The 20,909-nt window shown below is 63.1% G+C and carries 17 protein-coding genes; 2 read left to right on the forward strand and 15 right to left on the reverse strand.

Annotated features, from left to right (window positions below):
* Positions 1–67: 67 nt before the first annotated feature.
* The 5 genes from HGI46_RS05555 to HGI46_RS05575 all read right to left on the reverse strand — a co-directional run bounded on the left by HGI46_RS05555 (position 68) and on the right by HGI46_RS05575 (position 5,579).
* Positions 68–1,549 carry a M48 family metalloprotease gene (locus HGI46_RS05555; RefSeq protein WP_168903412.1) on the reverse strand — a complete coding sequence of 494 codons (1,482 nt, stop codon included), beginning with the start codon at positions 1,547–1,549 and terminating at the stop codon, positions 68–70.
* Positions 1,550–1,671: 122 nt separating this feature from the next.
* Positions 1,672–2,616 carry an acetyl-CoA carboxylase carboxyltransferase subunit alpha gene (locus HGI46_RS05560; protein WP_168903413.1) on the reverse strand — a complete coding sequence of 315 codons (945 nt, stop codon included), beginning with the start codon at positions 2,614–2,616 and terminating at the stop codon, positions 1,672–1,674.
* 32 nt (positions 2,617–2,648) lie between these two features.
* Positions 2,649–3,530, reverse strand: coding sequence for a tyrosine recombinase (locus tag HGI46_RS05565; RefSeq protein WP_168903494.1), 882 nt, complete (start codon positions 3,528–3,530; stop codon positions 2,649–2,651).
* Between the two features lie 4 nt (positions 3,531–3,534).
* A complete protein-coding gene (locus tag HGI46_RS05570; RefSeq protein WP_346766678.1) occupies positions 3,535–5,439 on the reverse strand; it encodes a hypothetical protein in 1,905 nt (634 codons plus the stop codon).
* Entirely contained in the window at positions 5,436–5,579 is a 144-nt protein-coding gene (locus HGI46_RS05575) for a hypothetical protein (RefSeq protein ID WP_168903414.1), read from the reverse strand. The genes HGI46_RS05570 and HGI46_RS05575 overlap by 4 nt, the downstream gene beginning before the upstream one ends.
* 97 nt (positions 5,580–5,676) lie before the next feature.
* Here HGI46_RS05575 and HGI46_RS05580 point away from each other — a divergent pair, with 97 nt between their 5' ends.
* Together HGI46_RS05580 and aroB are read left to right on the forward strand one after the other, a co-directional pair.
* Positions 5,677–6,258 carry a shikimate kinase gene (locus HGI46_RS05580; RefSeq protein WP_118073758.1) on the forward strand — a complete coding sequence of 194 codons (582 nt, stop codon included), beginning with the start codon at positions 5,677–5,679 and terminating at the stop codon, positions 6,256–6,258.
* Positions 6,249–7,355: a 3-dehydroquinate synthase gene (gene aroB, locus HGI46_RS05585; RefSeq protein ID WP_168903415.1), complete on the forward strand. Its 1,107-nt coding sequence runs from the start codon at positions 6,249–6,251 to the stop codon at positions 7,353–7,355. The genes HGI46_RS05580 and aroB overlap by 10 nt, the downstream gene beginning before the upstream one ends.
* Here aroB and HGI46_RS05590 read toward each other — a convergent pair.
* From HGI46_RS05590 to HGI46_RS05635, 10 genes are all read right to left on the reverse strand, one after another.
* Positions 7,352–7,798, reverse strand: a complete 447-nt coding sequence (locus tag HGI46_RS05590; protein ID WP_168903416.1) for a DUF488 domain-containing protein — start codon at positions 7,796–7,798, stop codon at positions 7,352–7,354. The two genes, aroB and HGI46_RS05590, sit on opposite strands and share 4 nt — an antisense overlap.
* A 39-nt stretch (positions 7,799–7,837) precedes the next feature.
* Entirely contained in the window at positions 7,838–8,620 is a 783-nt protein-coding gene (locus HGI46_RS05595; protein WP_168903417.1) for an enoyl-CoA hydratase-related protein, read from the reverse strand.
* A 165-nt stretch (positions 8,621–8,785) separates the two neighbouring features.
* The gene (locus tag HGI46_RS05600) at positions 8,786–9,754 is read right to left on the reverse strand and encodes a glucokinase (protein ID WP_168903418.1); all 969 of its coding nucleotides are present in this window, start codon (positions 9,752–9,754) and stop codon (positions 8,786–8,788) included.
* 25 nt (positions 9,755–9,779) lie between these two features.
* Positions 9,780–11,603, reverse strand: coding sequence for a phosphogluconate dehydratase (gene edd / locus HGI46_RS05605; protein ID WP_168903419.1), 1,824 nt, complete (start codon positions 11,601–11,603; stop codon positions 9,780–9,782).
* Positions 11,600–12,226 (reverse strand): 6-phosphogluconolactonase, encoded by a 627-nt coding sequence (locus HGI46_RS05610; RefSeq protein WP_168903420.1) that lies wholly within the window; start codon positions 12,224–12,226, stop codon positions 11,600–11,602. Before HGI46_RS05610 ends, edd begins: the two co-directional genes overlap by 4 nt.
* Positions 12,219–13,667 (reverse strand): glucose-6-phosphate dehydrogenase, encoded by a 1,449-nt coding sequence (gene zwf / locus HGI46_RS05615; protein WP_168903421.1) that lies wholly within the window; start codon positions 13,665–13,667, stop codon positions 12,219–12,221. Before zwf ends, HGI46_RS05610 begins: the two co-directional genes overlap by 8 nt.
* Before the next feature lie 191 nt (positions 13,668–13,858).
* Entirely contained in the window at positions 13,859–15,907 is a 2,049-nt protein-coding gene (locus HGI46_RS05620) for a glycoside hydrolase family 97 protein (protein ID WP_168903422.1), read from the reverse strand.
* Positions 15,907–17,541, reverse strand: coding sequence for an alpha-amylase family glycosyl hydrolase (locus HGI46_RS05625; protein WP_240946591.1), 1,635 nt, complete (start codon positions 17,539–17,541; stop codon positions 15,907–15,909). Before HGI46_RS05625 ends, HGI46_RS05620 begins: the two co-directional genes overlap by 1 nt.
* Positions 17,538–19,361, reverse strand: a complete 1,824-nt coding sequence (locus HGI46_RS05630; protein ID WP_168903423.1) for an alpha-amylase family glycosyl hydrolase — start codon at positions 19,359–19,361, stop codon at positions 17,538–17,540. Before HGI46_RS05630 ends, HGI46_RS05625 begins: the two co-directional genes overlap by 4 nt.
* On the reverse strand, positions 19,354–20,880 hold the full coding sequence (locus HGI46_RS05635) for a tryptophan halogenase family protein (protein WP_168903424.1): 1,527 nt from the start codon (positions 20,878–20,880) through the stop codon (positions 19,354–19,356). The genes HGI46_RS05630 and HGI46_RS05635 overlap by 8 nt, the downstream gene beginning before the upstream one ends.
* Positions 20,881–20,909: the final 29 nt, after the last annotated feature.

Here is a 20,909-nt window from a genome sequence, read left to right on the forward strand (position 1 = left end):
AAGAGGCAGGTGCCAAGGCACCTGCCTCTTTTCGTTTGTCCAACGATGATGTCAGCCGAAGACCAGATCAATAGACGACCAGCTTGACCTTCTGGCCCGCAACCAGGCGGCTTCCGGAAACGAGACCGTTCAGAACCAAGAAGCGCTGAAGCGGCTGATCGGTGTAAGCCATGCGCTTCGACAGGGATTCGACAGTGTCGCCCGATTTTACAGTGACCACGGACAGACGGCGGGGTTTGACTGCCGATGCCTCGGCTGCACTGATTCTCCGGATAGACCGGAACATCGTATCGAACTGCGAGGCTTGCCCCGCCTGGCTGATAGTCGTGAAGTGGTAGGCCTGCTGCGGGCCAAATTCATATGCGAACACCACCACATCGACCTGACCGTTGCCGCTGTTCACCCGGGCCGCACCGTAGACGGCGGGAATGCCGTTGACAGTGGTCCGCTCAAGCGTCGTAGGGGCAAGTTGCTGCTGGCTCGACAGCTTGGTGAAGACCGAGCGCACATAGCTTTCGAGATTGCCACTGTAGGCGGCGGTCGAGAATTCGCCCTTGCCGCTTTGCCCTGAAATTGACACCGCCCGGGTGCCATTCACGAGATAGAAGCCGTTGGGTGCCCGGAAAGCGAGCCTCAGGGACGGATGCACGAAGCTGGAACCATCGACGATGCCTTGAGCTGGATCGTCGCCGTATGTCAGCCCGTTGATGCCAGCGAGAAAGGCATCGCGGTTCGTTCTTCCGGTGGTGTTGCCCGCTCGGGTTAACGCTGCCCGGACGCGCGATGCCGGGTCAGGGTGGGTGCTGGCCCATTCCGGCACCTGATTCGTCGTCCCTTTCACGCTGGCATCAAGTGCGTTCTGGTTGGCAAGGCTTTGCAGAACCGTCGACATCGCGCGAGGATCGTAACCTGCCCTCTGCAGATAAGTGATACCCAGGTTGTCCGCTTCGGTTTCCTGGCCGCGCGAGTATTTTAGGGTCAGCAGCTGACTGCCGGTAGAGAAGATCTGCTGGCCAAGCTGGCCAAGGGCACTGTTACCGAGCAAGGCGCCGGACAGGATCGATCCCAGCGCTCCGAGCAAAGAATTGCGAGTCGCCTGGCTTTCACGCTTGGCTGCGTGGCGTGCAGCGACGTGTCCGACTTCGTGACCAAGCACGCCGGCGAGTTCTGCTTCGTTGTTCATGAGCGCTGCGAGCTGGCGGGTAACATAAATATAGCCACCAGGGATGGCGAAGGCGTTGTTGACCGGGGAATTCAACAAGGAGACCGTGAAATCACCTCGCGCGTTGCTGAGCCCGGACTGAAGTGCGATGTTCTTGCCGACCGTTTCCACATAGTTCGCCTGCGCCCCGGTCATCGCGCCACCGAACTCTTGCAGCAACTGCGGGTGCGCCTCGGCGCCCTGCTTCTTGTCTGCCGCACTGATCGACTGCCCAGTGCCCTGCGCGGTTGCCGGACTGCCGGTTTGGCTGACGCACGCAGGTAGCGACGACATCGCGATGACCGAGACAGTCAGGAACGCGGCGCGCGAACGGCGGAAAAAAGGCATCGTCAACTCCCCAATGCGAATATCTCACGAACGCGAGTGCATCGCACCCGCCCCGCTAAAGGACTGGTGCAATAACCGACTTGTCGCAAATAGAGTTCCCGAGCGCCAGATGGCGCGCGCGATCAGGCGCCGATGCGCAGGAAGCGTTCCGCCCGAAGCTGGCGAAGCTCGGCCGCCGGCTTTCCGACAAGCGCATCGAGTTCTTCGCCGATAGCCTTCCCGAGAAGCGCACAAGTTGCCTCAGGGTCGCGGTGCGCTCCTCCAACCGGTTCGCGCACGATGCGATCAATCACGCCAAGCGACAGCAGGTCTTGCGCCGTCACCTTCATCGCTTCTGCCGCGTCTGCAGCCCTTTCGGCCGTTCGCCACAGGATGGAAGCGCAGCCTTCGGGAGAAATGACAGAGTAGACGGCATGCTCGAGCATCAGGACGCGCTCTGCACTCGCCAGCGCCACCGCGCCGCCAGAACCGCCCTCGCCCACGATCGTCGCCACCATCGGAACGCCGAGCGCAAGACAGGCCTCGGTCGACCGGGCGATGGCTTCGGCCTGGCCACGCTCTTCCGCCTCCACGCCCGGGAAGGCGCCCGAGGTATCCACGAGCGTCACGACCGGCAGCCCGAATCGGCTCGCCATTTCCATGAGCCGAATCGCCTTGCGATAGCCTTCGGGCTTGCCCATACCGAAGTTGTGGCGAATGCGGCTCTGGGTATCGTTGCCCTTTTCGTGGCCGATGAGCATGACCCGGCGACCATCCAGCTTCGCAAATCCACCGACGATCGCCTGATCTTCTCCGAAAAGACGATCACCGCCCAAAGGCATGAAATCCGTAAAGATCTTCTCGACGTAGTCCTTGAAATGCGGACGCGAGGGATGCCGGGCAACCTGCGTCTTCTGCCAAGGAGTCAGCGCCTTGTAAGTGCTGGCGAGCAATTCGGCCGACTTGGTTTCAAGCCTCCGAATCTCGGACGAGATGTCGATGTCGCCGCCCTGCGCAGTCTGGCGCAGTTCGGCGATGCGGGCTTCCAGCGCGGCGACCGGCTTTTCGAACTCGAGGTAGGAAATCATGGCCAATCCGCTAGGCGCGAGCGCGGATTTGGTCAACTCCGGGCAAGCGGGTGACGCTGGTTTACGAGGGCCACGAGACGCGCGGAATCAACGTGCGTGTAGATTTGCGTGGTGGCGATATCGGCGTGGCCCAGCAAGGTCTGCAACACGCGCAGGTCGGCTCCGCCTTCTAGGAGATGGGTTGCAAAGGCGTGGCGCAACACGTGCGGGCTGACCTTTTCCGGATCCAGCCCGGCGCGAAGTGCAAGATCCCTGAGCAACTGGAACAGCCGGACGCGCGACAGGAACCCGCCTCGCGGCGAGGGGAACACGAATCGCCCGCCCCTACCCCGCACGGTAAGCCAGTCGGACAAGGCTTTGGTGGCTCTGGCGGACACCGGCACCATTCGCTGGGTTTCTCCTTTCCCCGTGATCGTCAGGAACGGTGCATCACGCGGCACCGCCGCCAAGGGAAGCGAGACTAGTTCGGTAGCACGCAGGCCAGATCCGTAAAGAAGTTCCAGGAACGCCAGCATCCGCAGACTTTCGGGCGTTCGCGACGTCGCATCCTCTTCCGCTTGTCTGAAAAGCGCGCCCACCTCATCGTGCCCAAGCAGGCGCGGGAGCGGGCGGCGGGTCTTTGGTCGTGGCAAGGCGCCTGACGGATCGTCCGCCCGCAAACCTTCGTCCACGAGAAAGCCATAGAACTGCCGCAATGCAGACGACTTTCGCGCCAGGGAACTCGGCGCCAGTTCCGCAAAGGCTCCGGCAAGGCGCGCAATCTCTTCACGCGTCGCAGTCGACAAAGGCCCGATCGCCTCAGCTGCGCCTGAAAGATCCCGGCGATAGGCGGCGATGGTATTGGGGGCCGCGCCACGCTGGACAGCCAGCATCGACAGAAATTCTTCGACTGCAGGCTCCGCCCTGGCTTTCACCGCCTCAGACGCGAGCGACGGCTTCGGCGGCAATCATGCGCGCCTCGTTGTCGAGCCCGACACGGTGCAGGGCCGAGACGACATGATAGAGGTGCAACGGAGTCATCCGGCCCCAGTCATCGCCCTGCATGCCGAAGGCCGCGAGCAACGCAACCAGGGCCTGGTTGTTCGAAGCGGCGGCCTGATCGATTGCCCGGGTCCAGCGGGTCTGCCGGTTGAAATCAACGCCAAGCTTGCCTGCGAAGTCACGCGCGGCGGCCGGGTCGACACGATCCAGCCCCATCATGCCCGCCAGCAGGAAGCGGGATCTGATAGCGTCATCGGAATCGTCATTGTCGGCGAAGGCATTGAGCCCTTCGGAGCCCGTGCGATTGGCCCGGCCCGGATTTGCCAGGACCAGCAAACCCCAAGCCTCCGTTCCTACCGGACAGAAAGGCGCCCATTTTATGGCGTTCCGATCGAGCCCTGCGGTCAGCATCGAGGAAATCAGGGGCGCCGCGCTATCGGCCAGTGCCTCGGAGGGGATCATCCTCGCCGATGCATGCGATGTGAGGACCAGGCCTGCATAGGCGCGATCAGGGTCGTTGCCATCGCCCCACAGGGTACGGATCGCGTCGAGCCGGTCGTCCTGTGCCTCGGCCACATAGGCGGTGCGCAAGGTTGCGGCCCGCTGCGCCCACTCATCCGCAGCGTCATTCTCTCCCTCGGCATCCCGCTGGGCGTGGATGGCGCTGTACAGATCGATCATCGCCCGGGACGAAAGCACGCCACGTGCGGCCCCCACATCGGCGGCTGCGGCCCGTGAATAGAGCGACAGCATCGGCGCCCGCGCCGCCAGCAGGGCGTAGTTCTCGCCAGCTTTCTTGCGCAGGTCCTCTGGAGGCTCAAGCCCCGTCGCAAAGGACATGCCGATGCTCCAAGGTGTCAGCGCCTCCACATCGTTCCACTCGATCTTGACAGCACGCCGCGCGTTGGTGGCTGCTCCGGCAAACTTTTGTGCCAGCAAGATGTCTATCTTGGTTCCGGTTCCCCTGCGCAACGCCTTGTCCAGCGATGCCATCGCGGTCGAACCTTCGTCGGTGAAGGCGGAACAGATCGCGCGTGAAAGCTCCCAGTCCCATCCGGGCCTGCCTGCGGCCGTGAGCGCAGTGATGGGACACAGCCCCACTGGATCCGCCGTCGCCAGGAAGCTAGCCATCGCGGCATCCTCGAGACCACGGGTGAAATTCCCGCTGTCGACCGATTGCACCATCGCCCGCGCAGCGTCCGCTTCGCCCATGCGCAGCAGGAGCTGCGCACGGATGGCTGCCCAGTCCGCCCCGTTCATGCCGACTGGAGTTGCCAGCCTGCTGGCAATGACCCTGCGTGCGAGGATGTGGCCCCAGCGCGAAACGAAGCGCCCACGCATCTTCGTGATCACGCCCTCGACAAACGGGCCGTTGAGGTAGTGCGTCGAACCAACCGGAAACCCGCCGTCGCTCTGATCAATCACGCCTACGACATCGAGGCTGCGCCGTCCGGCTGGGGGAATGTCGGACTTGGGCCTCGCCGAATCTATCAGCTTGGCGAGCAGTGCCGGGTCAATCGAATCGAGCAATGCCTGATCACTGAGCCCCCCCCCGGCGGTGGCGGCGGGTTGCACAGCGTCAGGCAGGGGTTGCACGACCGGCGAAGCTGTCGGCACGGGAGCGGCCGATCCCGAAGCTGCTGGCCGTGCGGCAATCGGAGCCGCGCTGCGTGCCGGTGCCGGGGCGCTGGAGCGCTGTGGCGCAGGGCGCGATGGCGCAGGAGGGTTATCAAAGCCCGGCGGCAGCAGGGATTCCTGCGCGACCAGCGCGCCGGACACTGAAGCAAGTGCAGCAACGCTGCCCAGCCAGATCGCCATCCTTCCGGGCACACGCCTGCTCACTGCGCTTTGCTCCCGACCGGAGGTTCGCCGACCGGCTGTTCGACCCACTGCATCGGCTGTGTTCCACCCCTGATCCAGATCACCGTCAACAAGGCCACCACCACAACTGCTGCCAGAGCGACCACGGCAATCCTCTTCATTCAACCACCCGGTACCAGACGCCAAACGCTTTTGCACCGCCATGCAGTCGAGGCGGTGCTTGCAACGGGCACTAGCGCAAGTATAGGCGGCGCGGCAATGGAACATGACGCGCATCCGCTCAGCTCGTCCGAAATCGCCCGTATCGCGCGGCGGATCGCACGACCGTTGGTGCTCGTCGGCATGATGGGCGTGGGGAAGACGACCGTCGGCAGAAAGCTGGCGACGATGCTCCACCTGCCTTTCCTTGACGCCGACGAAGAGATCGAACGCGCAGCGCACATGCCGATCCCCGAGATTTTCGCCACATATGGCGAACAATATTTTCGCGATGGCGAGCGTCGCGTCATCGTGCGCCTGATGGGCACGGGTCAGCATACGGACCGCAAGGTGCTCTCAACCGGAGGCGGCGCTTTCTGCAATGCCGAAACCCGGGCGCTGATCCTTGAAAAAGGCATCGCGGTCTGGCTCGACAGCGACGTCGACACTCTTGTCGAACGCGTTGGCCGGAAGGACAACCGCCCCCTTCTCCGGTCGGGAGACCCGCGCGAGATCTTGTCTCGTCTCAAGGCGGAACGGGAGCCGTTCTACTCCCAGGCCCCGATCCATGTCACCAGCAGCGCGCAGCCGCATCATGTGACTGCCGACAAGATACTCAAGGCAATCGACAAATGGCTGTGATCCCCGTCGCCATCGCTGGCGCCCCTTATGAAGTGCGCATCGAAGCCGGGCTGCTGTCCAATGCTGGCGAACACTGCCGTCCTTTCCTGCGCAAGGACCGCGTTGCCATCGTCACCGATGCAAATGTCGCCGCGCATTGGCAGGAAACCGTGACAGCTTCGTTCGCTTCTGCGGGCGTGCAGAGTGAATGGCTCGTCCTTCCCGCGGGTGAAAGCACCAAGAGCTGGGAACACCTCGCCCGTGTTGTCGACTGGCTGCTGCTTCAGGAAGTGGAGCGCAAGGACAACATCGTCGCTCTCGGCGGTGGCGTGATTGGCGACCTGACCGGCTTTGCCGCCTCGATGGTCAAGCGCGGCTGCGGCTTCATCCAGATACCTACAACTCTACTGGCGCAGGTCGATTCCAGCGTCGGTGGCAAGACCGCGATCAATACCCCCGCCGGCAAGAACCTGGTCGGCGCGTTCCATCAGCCTTCACTCGTTCTGGCAGACCCTTCGGCGCTGGATACGCTGCCCCTGCGCGACACGCGCGCCGGCTATGCCGAAGTCATCAAGTATGGCCTGATCGACGACGCTCCGTTCTTCGAATGGTGCGAAGCCAACGGCGCGAAACTGCTTGCAGGTGACAGCTCGGCACGCGCAGCTGCGATCGCCCAGAGTGTTTCGGCAAAGGCCCGCATTGTCGCTGCAGACGAGAAGGAGACTGCAGGGGTCCGGGCGCTGCTCAATCTTGGCCACACCTTCGGCCATGCGCTTGAGGCAGAAACCGGCTTTTCCGATCGCCTGCTCCACGGCGAAGGCGTGGCGCTGGGCATGGTCCTGGCGGCCCGCTTCTCTGCCCGCCTGGGGCTTATGTCTGGCCAGGATGCCCAACGGATCGTCGCACACATGGAGGCGGTCGGCCTGCCGGCATCGCTGCGGTCGCTGGGCCTTGAGTGCAGTGGCCGCCGCCTTGCCGATCACATGCTGCACGACAAGAAAATGGATGCCGGAACTCTGCCGTTCCTGCTCATGCGCGGTATCGGAAAGACGTTCCTGGCAAAGGATGTCGATCTGGACGAAGTCGCCTCGTTCCTCGACAAGGAACTGCGCGGCTAATCCGCCGGCAGAAGATCAATCACGCCAAATTCCGGCAACACGGCCTTCCGCAGCAGCGAGCGATGGCAGCCATGTGCCGCTCGCTCGTAGCAAAGCAGGGCAACGTTCCGTTCCTTTGCCAGATCGGCCAGAATGGCGCCGGCCGCGATTGCCTCGGGCAACTGGAGCTGGCCCTCATAGATCCGCTCGAGCGCGGAATGATCGTTCCGCCTCGCCGCGGCTCGCCCATCAGCGGGCGTGCCGAGCGCCTTGAAGTGAACGTATTCGATCCCGGCTTCGCGTGCGCTTGCAGCCAAGGCAGACTTCGAAAAACCCGGACGGCGCGACAGCGGCAGCGCGCGGACATCAGCAAGAACTTCGACGCCTGCTTCAACCAGAGCATTCATGACCGCCGCAACCGTGGCCTGCTCGTACCCGATGGTCCAGATGTTGCGGGCGGTCATGTCAACTAACGTGGGACTTCTTGCCTGTGGATCAAGGCCTTACTTGCCCGTGAATGCTGCCTTGCGCTTTTCCAGGAACGCCCGGCCACCTTCTGCGGCGTCTGCGCTGTCGCCCGCTTTCCATTGCCCTTCGGCTTCGACAAGCAGGGCACTGGCATAGTCCACCTCGAGAGCCTTCGCGATGTTCTGCCGCATGACGCCAAGCGCCACAGTGGGACCGGCGGCCAGCCTGCTGGCCAGCGCCATGGCTTCATCCTGCAATGCGGCGTCATCGACTGCCTTGTAGATCAGGCCCCAGTTTTCCGCTTTCTCGGCGCCGATCTTCTCACCCAGCATCATCATCTCGGTGGCGCGAGCCTTGCCGACCAGGCGGGTGAGCATCCATGACGCTCCTCCGTCCGGCACCAGCCCGATATTCACGAAAGCCTGAAGAAAATAGGCGCTGCGCCCAGCGATGACGAAGTCACCCGCCAGCGCGATCGAACAACCTACGCCTGCCGCCGGTCCATTGACCGCTGTAACCACGGGGACTGGCAAACGCGAAAGCGCGAGCATCAACGGATTGTATGCCTGGGTGAGCGCGGTATAGGCGCCCCGCCCCCCGGCGATGGAGCGATCACCCCTCGCCGCGAGATCTGCACCCGAACAGAAGGCGCGTCCTTCTCCTGTAATGACAACTGCACGCGCCCCGCCCAGATCGTTGACGGCATTTGCCAGTTCCAGTGCCATGTTCGGCGGACAGGCGTTCAAGCGCTCCGGCCGGTTGAGCACGATCTTCAGAACATCGCCGATACGCTCGACACGAATGGTTTCGTATTCCATCTGGGCACCTTCTCCTTCGGCATCCGCATGCATGCTACGCTACACAGCAATACCGTCTCGGCAGAACGAATCCACCGGAATTAATTGCCCGATTAAAGCGTAGGAAGCGGTCTGGCAGGTGCTACGGATAGGCAACGGCTGTCCAGTTGCCTATCCGCTTAAAGATCAGTCGCGGTAGGTCTGCGCGAATGCAGCGGCAGCACCGAACAGGCCTGGCTGGGGATGGGTGATCAACTTCACGGGTATGGACGCCATCAAGCCTTCGAACCGCCCCTTGGCGCGGAAGCGATCCGCGAATCCCGACCGCACCAGCGTGTCCTTGATTCTGAGGCCCAGCCCCCCCGCCATGACAACCCCGCAAGACCCATGGGCGAGTGCAAGATCTCCCGCTACGCTGCCCAGCGACAGGCAGAAACGGTCAACAGCTGCAGCAGCAAGGCTGTCCTCGCCGGATGTGCCAAGCTCCCATAGCTCACGATCGGTGCGTGGCGTATAGGGACGTCCTTCCAGCAGGGCCAGTGCCTCGTAGATGTCGACGATGCCCGGGCCGGCAACGACCCGCTCGACCGAGACGCGCCGATGGCGCTTGCGCAGACCGGCGAGAATCGCGTCCTCGATCGAATCCAGTGGCGCGTAATCGACATGTCCGCCCTCGGTCGGTTGCACGCGATAGCTGCCACCCTCGCGCCACAGTTGCGCCACGCCAAGGCCCGTACCGGGGCCGACGACACTGATGACGCCGGTCTGCGGAAGATCGGTCTCCGGGCCGGACAGGTGGATGAAATGGCTGTCGTCAGCCTGCGCGACGGCATGAGCAACGGCAGCGAAATCGTTGACCACGACATAGCGCTCTGCACCCAGCTTTTCCGGGATCAGAGCTGGACGGATGATCCAGGGATTGTTGGTGAACTTGATGATCTCGCCACCCACCGGCCCGGCGACCGCGATGGCCGCGGCCGAGGGCAGCGGCTTGCCGACGATGCGGCCGAAGTCTTCCCAAGCCAGCTGGAACGAGCCATGCTCAGCCGTCTTCAGCGTGACGGCTTCTCCGAGGGACATGACCCTGCCCCCGCCAACTTCGGCAAGCGCGAAGCGCGCGTGGGTTCCGCCAATATCGACGGCAACTACCTGCATTCCAACCCCCTCAAATCCGTTCTTGTCAGAGTCCGGCGGCTGCCAGCATCGCCGAACCGCCGCGTTCCGCTTCATCGGAATGCAGGCGCATCAGCGCGAAGAGTTCGCGTCCTACGCCAAGACCGGCAGAAGGCGCGACAGCTTCTTCGCGTGCGTTCCATTCCTCGGCCGGGACAAGCGCTGCCAGTTCGCCGGTATTGGCGCAGACGCGGACCACGTCGCCATCGCGCAGCTTGGCGAGGGGGCCGCCGGTCTTTGCTTCGGGCGAGACGTGGATGGCGGCAGGCACCTTCCCCGATGCGCCAGACATGCGACCATCGGTGACCAGTGCCACCTTGAACCCGCGATCCTGGAGCACGCCCAGTGGCGGGGTCAGCTTGTGGAGTTCGGGCATGCCATTGGCGGCAGGGCCCTGGAAGCGGACCACGACGACCACATCCTTTTCAAGTTCTCCGGCCTTGAACGCCCCGAGCACGTCGTTCTGGTCGTTAAACACCCTGCACGGCGCCTCGATGGTCCAGCGCGAGGGATCGACCGCGCTGACCTTGATGGTTCCACGACCGAGATTGCCCTTGAGGAGGCGGAAGCCGCCCTCGGCCTGGAACGGTGCGGCGACCGGGCGCAGCATCTTCTCGTCGCCCGACGTTTCCGGAGCGGGGTTCCACTTGAGGGAATCGCCATCCATGACCGGCTCCTGCGCGCCCTCTTCGAGCGACTTGCCGTAGACGGTCATGATATCGGCGTGGGCTAGGCCTGCGCCGATCAATTCGCGGATCACGTAGGGCATGCCACCGGCCGCGGCAAAAGCGTTCACGTCGCCTGCACCGTTGGGATAGACGCTGGCGATAAGCGGCACGGCACGGCTCAATTCGTCCATGTCGTCCCAGTCGATCTGGATGCCGGCCGCACGGGCGATGGCGGGCAGATGGATGACATGATTGGTCGAACCGCCGGTTGCCAGTAGCCCCGCAATGGCATTGACGATGGCCTTCTCGTCCACGCACAAGCCGAGCGGGCGATAGTCGTCGCCGTTCCAACCAATCTGGGTGATGCGATGCACGGCTGCCCGCGTCAGCTCCTGCCGCAGCTTCAAGCCGGGCTGGACGAAGCTCGAGCCCGGCATGTGCAGGCCCATCATCTCCATCATCATCTGGTTGGAGTTGGCGGTGCCATAGAACGTGCAGGTGCCCGGCGAATGATAGCTGGCGCTTTCACTTTCGAGCAGCTCGTCGCGCCCGACCTTGCCCTCGGCATAGAGCTGGCGGATGCGCACCTTTTCCTTGTTGGGAAGGCCGCTCGGCATCGGGCCTGCAGGGACGAGGATCGTCGGTAGGTGGCCAAAGCGCAGGGAGCCGATCAGCAAACCCGGCACGATCTTGTCGCAAATGCCGAGCAGAAGCGCGCCTTCGAACATGGCATGGCTGAGGCCGACGACCGCCGCCATGGCGATGTTGTCGCGGCTGAACAGCGACAGTTCCATCGAATCCTGGCCCTGCGTCACGCCATCGCACATGGCCGGAACGCCGCCCGCAACCTGCGCCGTCGCACCCACTTCGCGTGCGAAGATCTTGATCTGCTCGGGGTAGCGGCCATAGGGTTGATGCGCCGAGAGCATGTCGTTGTAGGCGGTGACGATGCCGATGTTCATCGCCTTGCCGCTCTTGATCAACGTCTTGTCCTCGCCCGAGGCGGCAAAGCCGTGGGCGAGATTGCCACAGGACAGCTGCGGACGGTTGAGGCCCTTGTCGCGCGAGCGCTCGATCAGGTCGAGATAGGCGCCGCGCGTCGGGCGCGAGCGTTCGATGATGCGTTGGGTGACGCGCTCGACGGTAGGATGCAAGGGCATCATTCGCTCCAGTAGATAGTCACGGGCGGGCCGTAGCCGCGCAGGAATTGGGTAACGGGATAGCGGTCGTCACCCGCCAAGGCGCATTCCAGCAACACCTTCTTCGGGGCGCCAGTCACGACGAGGATAATCTCCTTCGTCGCCTTGAGCGCTTGTTCGTTCAAGGTGAGCCGATCGAACGGTGCTTCCGACGGCAGCGGGATCGGCGTCGTGGCAATAACCGCCGGTCCTGGCCGGACATGCGCTGTCATTTCCGGGAACAGCGAGGCGACGTGGCCATCCTCACCCATGCCGAGCCAGACGAGATCGAATGGCGCGACTTGCGCGCCTTCTGCGAGTCGTTCGAACTGCGCGCCGGACTCTCCGAGCGCTGCGTGGATCTTGCCGAAGTTGCTTGCCGGATGGTCGTCAGGCACCCTGCGATCATCAGTCAGGGCGATGGTCACGCTGGCCCAGTCGAGCGGGCGATCCTTGAGCAGGGCCAGCACCTTGATCGGCGTCGAGCCACCAGTGAACGCAATCCGCTTCGCGCCGGGTGCGGAAACCACGCGCGCAATGTGATCTGCCACCGCCGCCGCGTCGCCGGGCTGCGCCCACCGCACGCTCGCCGGCACGAGGTCAGTCATTCCAGCTTCTCCCGTCACGCTCGGTCAGGGCAATGCCGGCGTTCGGTCCCCACGAACCCGCGGCATAGGGGCGGGCTTCCATCGCGGTGTCAGCCCAGACCTTGCGGATAGCGTCGACCCATTTCCACTGTGCTTCCACTTCGTCACGGCGCACGAACAGGGTCTGTTCGCCCTCGATCAGATCGAGCAGGAGGCGTTCGTAGGCAATACGGCGGCGGGCCTTGGCAAAGGCGGTGGTCAGCGACAGGTCGAGGTTCACCTCGCGCAGCACGATGCCACCGCGGTCCAGCCCCGGCTCCTTGGCCATGACCTGCAGGCGCACGTATTCCTCGGGCTGCAGGCGGATAACCAGGCGATTGGCGCGGATACGCCCGCCGCGCTCGGCAAAGACGTTGTGCGGCACCTGCTTGAATTCGACGACGATCTCGCTGCGCCGCTCAGCCAGGCGCTTGCCGGTGCGCAAATAGAACGGGACCCCGGTCCAGCGCCAGTTATCGACGTGCGCCTTGATGGCAACGAAAGTCTCGGTATCCGATGCCTCGCCCAGATCTTCCTGATAGCCAGCGACCGAAGCGCCCTTGACCGCGCCGGTGCGATACTGCCCGCGCACCATTTCCTCGGCCTTCACGGGGCGCAGCGCGCGCAGCACCTTGACCTTTTCATCACGGATGGAAGTGGCATCGAGGCTGGCTGGCGGCTCCATCGCCGTCAGCGCCAGGAGCTGCAGCATGTGGTTCTGCACCATGTCGCGCAGCGCACCGGTATCGTCGTAAAAGCCCTTGCGCCCTTCGAGCCCGACCGTCTCGCTGACCGTGATCTGCACATGATCGATGCCGCCTGCGTTCCACAACGGCTCGAACATCATGTTGGCAAAGCGCAGCGCCATCAGGTTCTGGACCGTTTCCTTGCCAAGGTAATGGTCGATCCGGAAGATCTGTTCCTCGGCAAAGGCGGCGGCTACCGCGTCATTGATGCGGGTGGACGAGGCAAGATCGTTGCCGAGCGGCTTTTCAAGGCCGATGCGCACATTTTCATGCGCCAGCCCTGCCCGCTTCAACCCTTCGATCGTCGGCTCGAACAGGAACGGGGCGGTCGAAAGGAAGATCGAAAGACCGCACGAAGTGTCCCCGAGCTTCTCGGCCAGCGCGCCGAAGCCATCGACATTCGATGCATCCAGCGTCTGGTATTCGAGCCGATCAAGGAAGCTTGCCAGCTTCTCCTCGTCCCGCCTGTCTTCAGGCAGGAACTCGGCAAGCGCGGCGCGAGCAAATTCCCGGAACTCGGCATCGTCATGTTCTGAACGCGCCGTGCCGACAATCCGCAGGTCCGGCCCGATGAGCCCGTCCTCGTGCAAGGCATAGAGCGACGGCAGGAGCATGCGCCGCGAAAGATCGCCGGTGGCACCGAACAGCAGCAGAGCCGAGCAGCTGGTTTCGATCATCGACGTAATTCTCCCTTGGCAATGCGGTCTGCCGAAATCGGCGTCGGACCCGTGCCTTGCACATGGCCCTAGACCCTAAGTGACGCCAGTTCAGCACGCATATGTATGCAGGATAGCTATGCGTGGCAAAGCGACCGGCGACGGTGTGCACTGCACCATGGCCGGCCGCAATCCGCAATCGTGCCGAAAGGCTACTTCCCCGGATGCAAGCGCACGGCAAGGCCGCCGCCCGGCGCCAGCCAAGCAGGCATAACGTCGCCCTTCTTTACCTTGAGCGTGGCATAGGCGATGCGGTGGCGAGCGTCAGTCTCGTAAGTCGCGCCCTCGCCATCCTTCCACACCGTGGCTGTGTAGGTCTTGCCTGGATCGAGGAAGTCGAGGCTCAGCGAAACGTCGCGCGCCGTCGCATCGTTGACACCGCCGACATACCAGTCGTCGCTGTTGCGGTCCTTGCGCGCGAAGATGGCATAGTCGCCCACTTCACCGGCGATCAGGTGGCTTTCCGACCAGTCCGCCGGGACCTGCTTGATAAAGGCCAGTTCCTTGGGGTGCGCTTCAAGGCTTTCGATGAAGTCTGCCGCCATCTGGATCGGCGAATAGAGCGCCAGATAGAGCCCGAGTTGCTTGGTCAGCGTCGAAGCCAGCGGCACGTGGTCTGCGCCCTCGAGGCTCAGGATGCCCGGAGTGTAGTCCATCGGGCCCGAAAGCATGCGGGTATAGACCAGCGTCGGTTCATGGTCCGGTCCGTTGGCGAACTGGCCCCACGCGTTGTACTCCATGCCGCGCGCGCCTTCGCGGTCAATCCAGTTGGGATAGGTGCGGCGCAGGCCGGTGTCCTTCACCGGTTCGTGGGCATTGACGACGATACGGTATTTGGCGGCCGTCTCGACGACCTTGAGGTGGTGCTGCACCTGGCGCTGGCCGTCGTGGTATTCCATCCTGTAGGCGCCTGGCGTGTCGCCGGGGGCGAGAATGCCGCCTGCATCGGCAACGTAGCCGGTCTTCACCGCGCGTACGCCCAGCTTGTCGTAGAGCTTCATCGCGTCTTCTAGCTGCGCCTCGTAGTTGGCGATATTGCCGCCGGTTTCGTGGTGGCCGATCAGCATGACGCCCTTCTTCGCGCCATACTTCGTCACCGCCTCGATATCGAAATCGGGCGTTGCCTGGGTGTAGCTGAAGTCCTTGCCGTTGCCGAACCAGGTGCCGTTCCAGCCCTTGTCCCAGCCTTCCACCAGTACCCCGCCGAAACCGTGCTTGGCGGCAAAGTCCATGTACTGCTTGGTGCGCGCGGTCGTCGCGCCGTGTTGCGGACCTTCCGCCCACGACCAGTCGCCACGGATCATGCCCCACCAGATGCCGATGTACTTCATCGGCTTGAAGTAGGAGACATCGCCGATCTTGTTCGGCTCGTTGAGGTTCAATTCGAGGTCGTTCTCGACCAGCCCCTTGGCACTGTCGGCGATGCGCAACGTGCGCCACGGGGTGTTGAACGGCACGGCGCGCGTCACCTTCGGGCCACTGGATGACGGTGCCAGGGTAGCACGGAACGAAGTGCCGGTCTGGCGCTTGAGCCACATGCCCGAATAGTCGACCAACGCCGCTTCATGGAATGACAGGTGGGTGCCGTCTTCCAGCTTCATCGTGATCGGCGTATGCGCAGTCGAGACGGCGTCGATCGGTGTCTTCTGGTAGACTTGCTCGTACCGGTTCCATTCGCCGCCAGGGATCCACCACGCTGTGCCGTTCTGCGCCAAGTTGAACTCGGTCAGCTCGTCGGCGATCTTCATCACCTTCATCGCCGGCTGCTCGGGGATCTCGTAGCGGAACCCGAACCCGTCGTCGAACAGGCGGAAGCGCACGTTCATGCGGCGGCCGCCCCAGTCCGGCACCTGCTCGAACCTGACCAGCAGCTCATTGTGGTTGTCGCTGACGTAGCGACGCTCACCCCATGGCTGCTCCCAGGTTTCCTTGCCCGACGCGGTTTCGCTGCCGATGATCTTCTGGCCGCGCTGCATGGTCGGGCCATCACTGGTGATGAAGCCAAGCATCGAGGAACCAAGCAGCAGCTTGCCCTTGCGGGTCAGGCTGTAGAGCGGGTGGCCATCGTTGTCGGTGGTGACCGAAAGTACGAGGCTGCCATCGGGCGAAGTCGCGGTCACCGTCTCGGCCAAGGCGGGCGAAACGAGAGCGCACGAAAGCGACAGCGCCAGCGGCGCTGCGATGTTCAGAAGGTTTCGCATCAGATCCTCTCTTCGATCAGCAGCGCGCCGAACGGCGGCAACTGCCCAACAGTGGCGCCGTTGACCGACGCGAGTTCCTTGCCATCCCGCACCAGCCCTTGCGGCCAGACCACCGGGACGGAGGACAGGTTGAAAAGTCCTACAATCGATTGCCCACCAGAAACGCGCCGAATGGCAAGTAGGCATTCGTCTGCATGGAGCACTTCGAAGGAGCCCAGCCGCATCGCATCGTTTTCACGGCGCAACCGCAGCAAGTCCGAGGTCAGGTTGAGCAGCGATGCCGGGTCGGCTTCTTGCCGGTCTACTGCACGCGCAAGGTTCTCTTCACCCACTGGAAGCCACGGCGAACCGCCGGTAAAGCCACCCTCACCCGCCTGCACCATCCATGGCATCGGCGTCCGCGCGCCATCGCGCGAAAGCGTCAGGGGCCAGTTGGCAATGGCTTCCGGATCCTGCAGCTGCTCGAACGGAATTTCGACCTGCGTCAGCCCGAGCTCCTCGCCCTGATAGACGATGATATTGCCGCGCAGCGATGTGAACAGCATGGCCTTCAGCCGCGCAAACGCGTCGCGATCATCGGGGCTGCACCAGCGCGAAAGCGCACGGGGCGCGTCGTGGTTCTCGAAAGCCCAGCTCGGCCAGCCGATGCCCGGCGTGTCCGGCCACTTGGCAACGGCCTGCTCAACAAACCTGGGCGTCAGCTTATCGGCATAGAGGAAATCGAAGCCATAGGCGCTATTTAGGTGATCCTCACCGGCGGTGAAGGCCTTCATCTCGGTTTCGGCCAGATCGCCGCCCACTTCGGCCACGGTGAACACCGCGCCATATTCATCGCACAGCTTTCGCACGCGCTGGATGAACTTGAGGATGTCGGGGTGCGACTGGTTGTAGATCTTCAGCTGGTAGTCGAACGGCCGCGTCTTGCGACGGCCGTCGTCGGGCGACGGCGGATTGTCGCGCAGCGTCGGATCGTGCATCAGGAAGTTGAGCGCATCGAGCCGGAACCCGTCGACGCCGCGATCCAGCCAGAACCGCATGACGCCAAGCAGCGCATCCTGCACATCGGGATTGTGCGCATTCATCTGCGGCTGGCTGGAAAGGAAGTTGTGCAGGTAATACTGCCGCCTCCGCGCGTCCCACGTCCACGCGGGACCGCCGAACACCGATTGCCAGTTTGAGGGTGGCGAACCATCAGGCTTCGGGTCGGCCCAGACGTACCAGTCGGCCTTGTCGTTCAACTGGTCCTGACGGCTTTCCTCGAACCAGGGGTGCAAGTCCGAAGTATGGGCGTATACCTGATCGATCGTGACCTTGAGGCCGAGTTCATGCGCCCGCTTCACCATGACGTCGAAGTCAGCAAGCGTGCCGAAGATCGGATCGACGTCGCAGTAGTCGGCCACGTCATAGCCGAAATCACGCATTGGTGACTTGAAGAAAGGCGAGACCCAGATTGCGTCCACGCCGAGCCGCGCGACATGGTCGAGCCGTTGTGTAATGCCCGGCAGGTCGCCGATGCCGTCGCCGTTGGAATCGCAGAAGCTGCGCGGGTAAATCTGATAGATTGCAGCGCCACGCCACCACGGCGCGTCGGCCTGCGGCATGGGGCTGGCAAGGACGGCTTCTGAAGTCTTCATCGAACAGTCAATTCCGGGGAGGGAGCAACACGGCAGACCATGCTGCCGAAGGCGGGTAGCTCGACAGTAACGCTGCCGGGCGCGGAAACCTGCGCCGGGCATTGCCCGTGGAGCGTCTCAAGGCTTGTTGCGGACGCACCGATCACGCTTTGCACGGCGATCGGCTTGTCCGAGGTGTTGAACGCGATGAAATATTCGGTACCGCCAACCGGATCGAAGCGGGAGACTGAAAACAATCCGGGCGCTTCCGAATACGTTCGCGTAACTTGCCGTCCCCGCGCAAGAGCCGGGTGGGCCTTGCGCAGTTGGGCCAGTGTCGCGATCAACCTGTAGAAGGGATGCGCAGGATCGAAGTTGGCCGTCGCGGTGGTTGCGGAAGTGCCAAGCAGGCGGTTGTCGTTGTAACTCGCGACCTTGCTCGCGAACATGTCCTCGCGAGCATCCTGATCGTTGCCATCGCCAACAAAGCCCTGCTCGTCGCCAGAGTAGATCACGGGAGAACCGCGCAGGGTCAGCAGCATCACGTGGGCAAGCTCGACGCGGTTGGTCAGTTCTGCATCCGAAATCCCCGGCATGTCCTTGGCGAGAAGCGTTGAGAAGCGGCCCATGTCATGGTTGCCAAGGAACGTCGGCATCGCGAGCGCAGCTTCTTCGCCACCCTGATAGAGCACGTCGCCATCGAACGTATCAGCGAGGACCTCGGTGCCCCTGCCCTGTCCCAGCACCGCGCGCACCGCGCCCTGGAAGGCGAAGTCCAGCACGGCGGGATAGCCGTCACGGCGTGTGTACCGGGCGATGGTGCCGGGGTCCGAACCTTCGTGCGCTACTTCGCCGAAGATCGTGAAGTTCGGGATGTCGGCTTTCTTCGCCGTATCCAGCATCGCCGGAATGAACGCCTGCCAGAAGCCCGGATCGACGTGCTTGGCGGTGTCGATGCGATAGCCGTCGATGCCGAACCGCCTGATCCAGTCGGCATAGATTTCGATCATTCCGGCGCGAACGCGCGGGTGCTCGGTGAACAGGTCGTCGAGCCCGGCAAAGTCGCCGAAGCGGCTGTTTTCGCCCCGGAACGTGCTGTCGCCGCGGTTGTGGTAATAGATCGGATCGTTGAGCCAGTCGGGAACCTTCACATGCGCCTCGGCAGGCGGCACGAACGGTTCATAGGCCGCGCCGGGATCGGTCAGCCTGGCGAAGTTCGTCGCGCTCGAATCCTCATCGCCAGCAAATCCTGGATTGATCGGCTTACCGTTCAGGCCACCCTTGCGCGAATAGGGCCAGTTCGCCTTGTCGCGATAGGTGTACTGGCCACCCTTGTACTGGATCACATCTGCCGTGTGGTTGGCGATGATGTCCATGTAGACCTTCATCCCACGCGCATGCGCGGCATCGACCAGCGCCTTGAAATCGGCGTTGGTTCCGAAATGCGGGTCGACCCGAGTAAAGTCGGTCACCCAGTAGCCGTGGTATCCGGCGCTCTCCAACCCCGGCCCGCCCTGCACCGGCTTGTTCTTGAAAATCGGCGCCACCCAAATCGCCGTCGCGCCAAGTCCCTGAAGGTAGTCGAGGCGCTGGGTCAGTCCTTTCAGGTCGCCGCCATGGTAGAAGCCCTTGGCCGCAGGGTCGAAGCCGGTCTTGTAGCGGTCACCCTTCAGGCCCCCGAGATCGTTGGCCTTGTCGCCGTTCTCGAACCGGTCAGGCAGCAGAAAATAGATCGTCTCCCCCGCTGCCGGACGCGCCCTGACTTCTGCCAGCGGCACATCGGCCCGCGCAGGTTGCGAGGCGAGCAGCGCCAGCAGGGAAAGACCTATGAACTTACGCATGCACCGGTACCTGCCCGCAGACATGAGCGACGTAATCGGCGTGGGATGGCATTCGGGCAACGTCCTTTGCATAGGCACCGCGAACGGTTTCGAGGAAGGCTTTGAGGCTTTCAGACGCAACCTGATCGGCGAGTGGATGCCAGCGCTGAGGAATCACCCCCTGCCCGATCATCACCTGCGCCCAACCGGGCACGTCAAACAGTTCGTCATGCTCGCGCACGATGCGGCCAGAGGCACGGAACATGGCCAATCGCTCACCCAAAGCCTCGGGGAGTTGTCCTTCCGCTTCCATCTGCCTGAGAGCGTCCCAGAAGGGTTCGCCGTGCCTGCCATTGGCGACATAGTGCAAGATCACGAAGTCGCGGATGCGCTCGATCTCGAACGTTGCCAGCCGGTTGTAAGCATCGCGGTCGGCATCCTGCACAGGGCCGTTGGGCAGGAAATCGACTACGCGACTGATCGCTGTCTGGATGAGATGGATCGAGGTGGATTCCAAAGGCTCGATAAAGCCCGACGAAAGCCCCACCGCCACGACGTTGCGCTCCCAGAACTTCTCCCGCCGCCCAGCCTTGAAGCGGATCGTTCGCGGCTCAGCCAGTTGCTCGCCATCCAGCCTGTCAAGCAAGCGAGCCGTCGCCTCATCCTCGCTCATCATTTCAGAGCAGAAGACGTGGCCGTTTCCGGTGCGATGTTGCAGCGGAATGCGCCAGCACCAACCAGCGGGCTGGGCAATCGAACGGGTATAAGGGACCAACGGCTCGGCGCGCACACAGGGCACCGCCACAGCGCGATCGCACTTGAGCCATTCGCTCCAATCGACATAACCGACGCCCATCTCCTGGCCCAGAAGCAGGCTGCGGAAGCCAGAGCAGTCTACGAAGAGATCGCCTTCAATTACCTCGCCACGCTCGAGCCGAAGCGCCGCAAGATCACCGCTCAGCGCATTGCGGTCGAAACCGACGATCCGACCTTCGATCCGGCGAACGCCACGGCCCTCGGCGTAACGCCTCAGGAATGCGGCATAAAGCGAAGCATCGAAGTGGTAGGCATAGGGCATTGGCGGCAAGGCGCTGCCTTGCGGACGGTCGATGCGTGCGAACCTGTTCGCGTCGCAAGCGACGGCGTTGAGGACGTATTCGCCCAAGGGGCCTGCAAGTCCCTGCGCGCGACCGCGAAGCCAGTAGTGATGAAACGGAAGTACGCCGAGGCTCCGCCCGGTCAGCCCGAAACCGTGGATATAGCGGTCATCAAAACCGCCCCAGCCCTCGAACGCGATGCCAAGCTTCCAAGTGCCGTTGGTCTCGCGCAGAAACTGGGCTTCGTCGATGCCGAGGGTCTGGTTGAACAGGCGGACCATCGGGATGGTCGCCTCACCAACGCCGACCGTGCCGATTTCCTCGGATTCCACGAGAGTGACTTGCCAATGCGGCGCAGCAAGCCGGGACAGCGCGGCCGCAGTCATCCATCCCGCCGTGCCACCGCCCGCGATGACGATCCTGCGCTGATGTGAAGCCGACACGTCCGTTCTCCCGCAGTGAATTCTTTAAA

It is taken from the genome of Novosphingobium sp. ERW19, assembly GCF_012641315.1.
In the GTDB taxonomy this organism is placed as follows: domain Bacteria; phylum Pseudomonadota; class Alphaproteobacteria; order Sphingomonadales; family Sphingomonadaceae; genus Novosphingobium.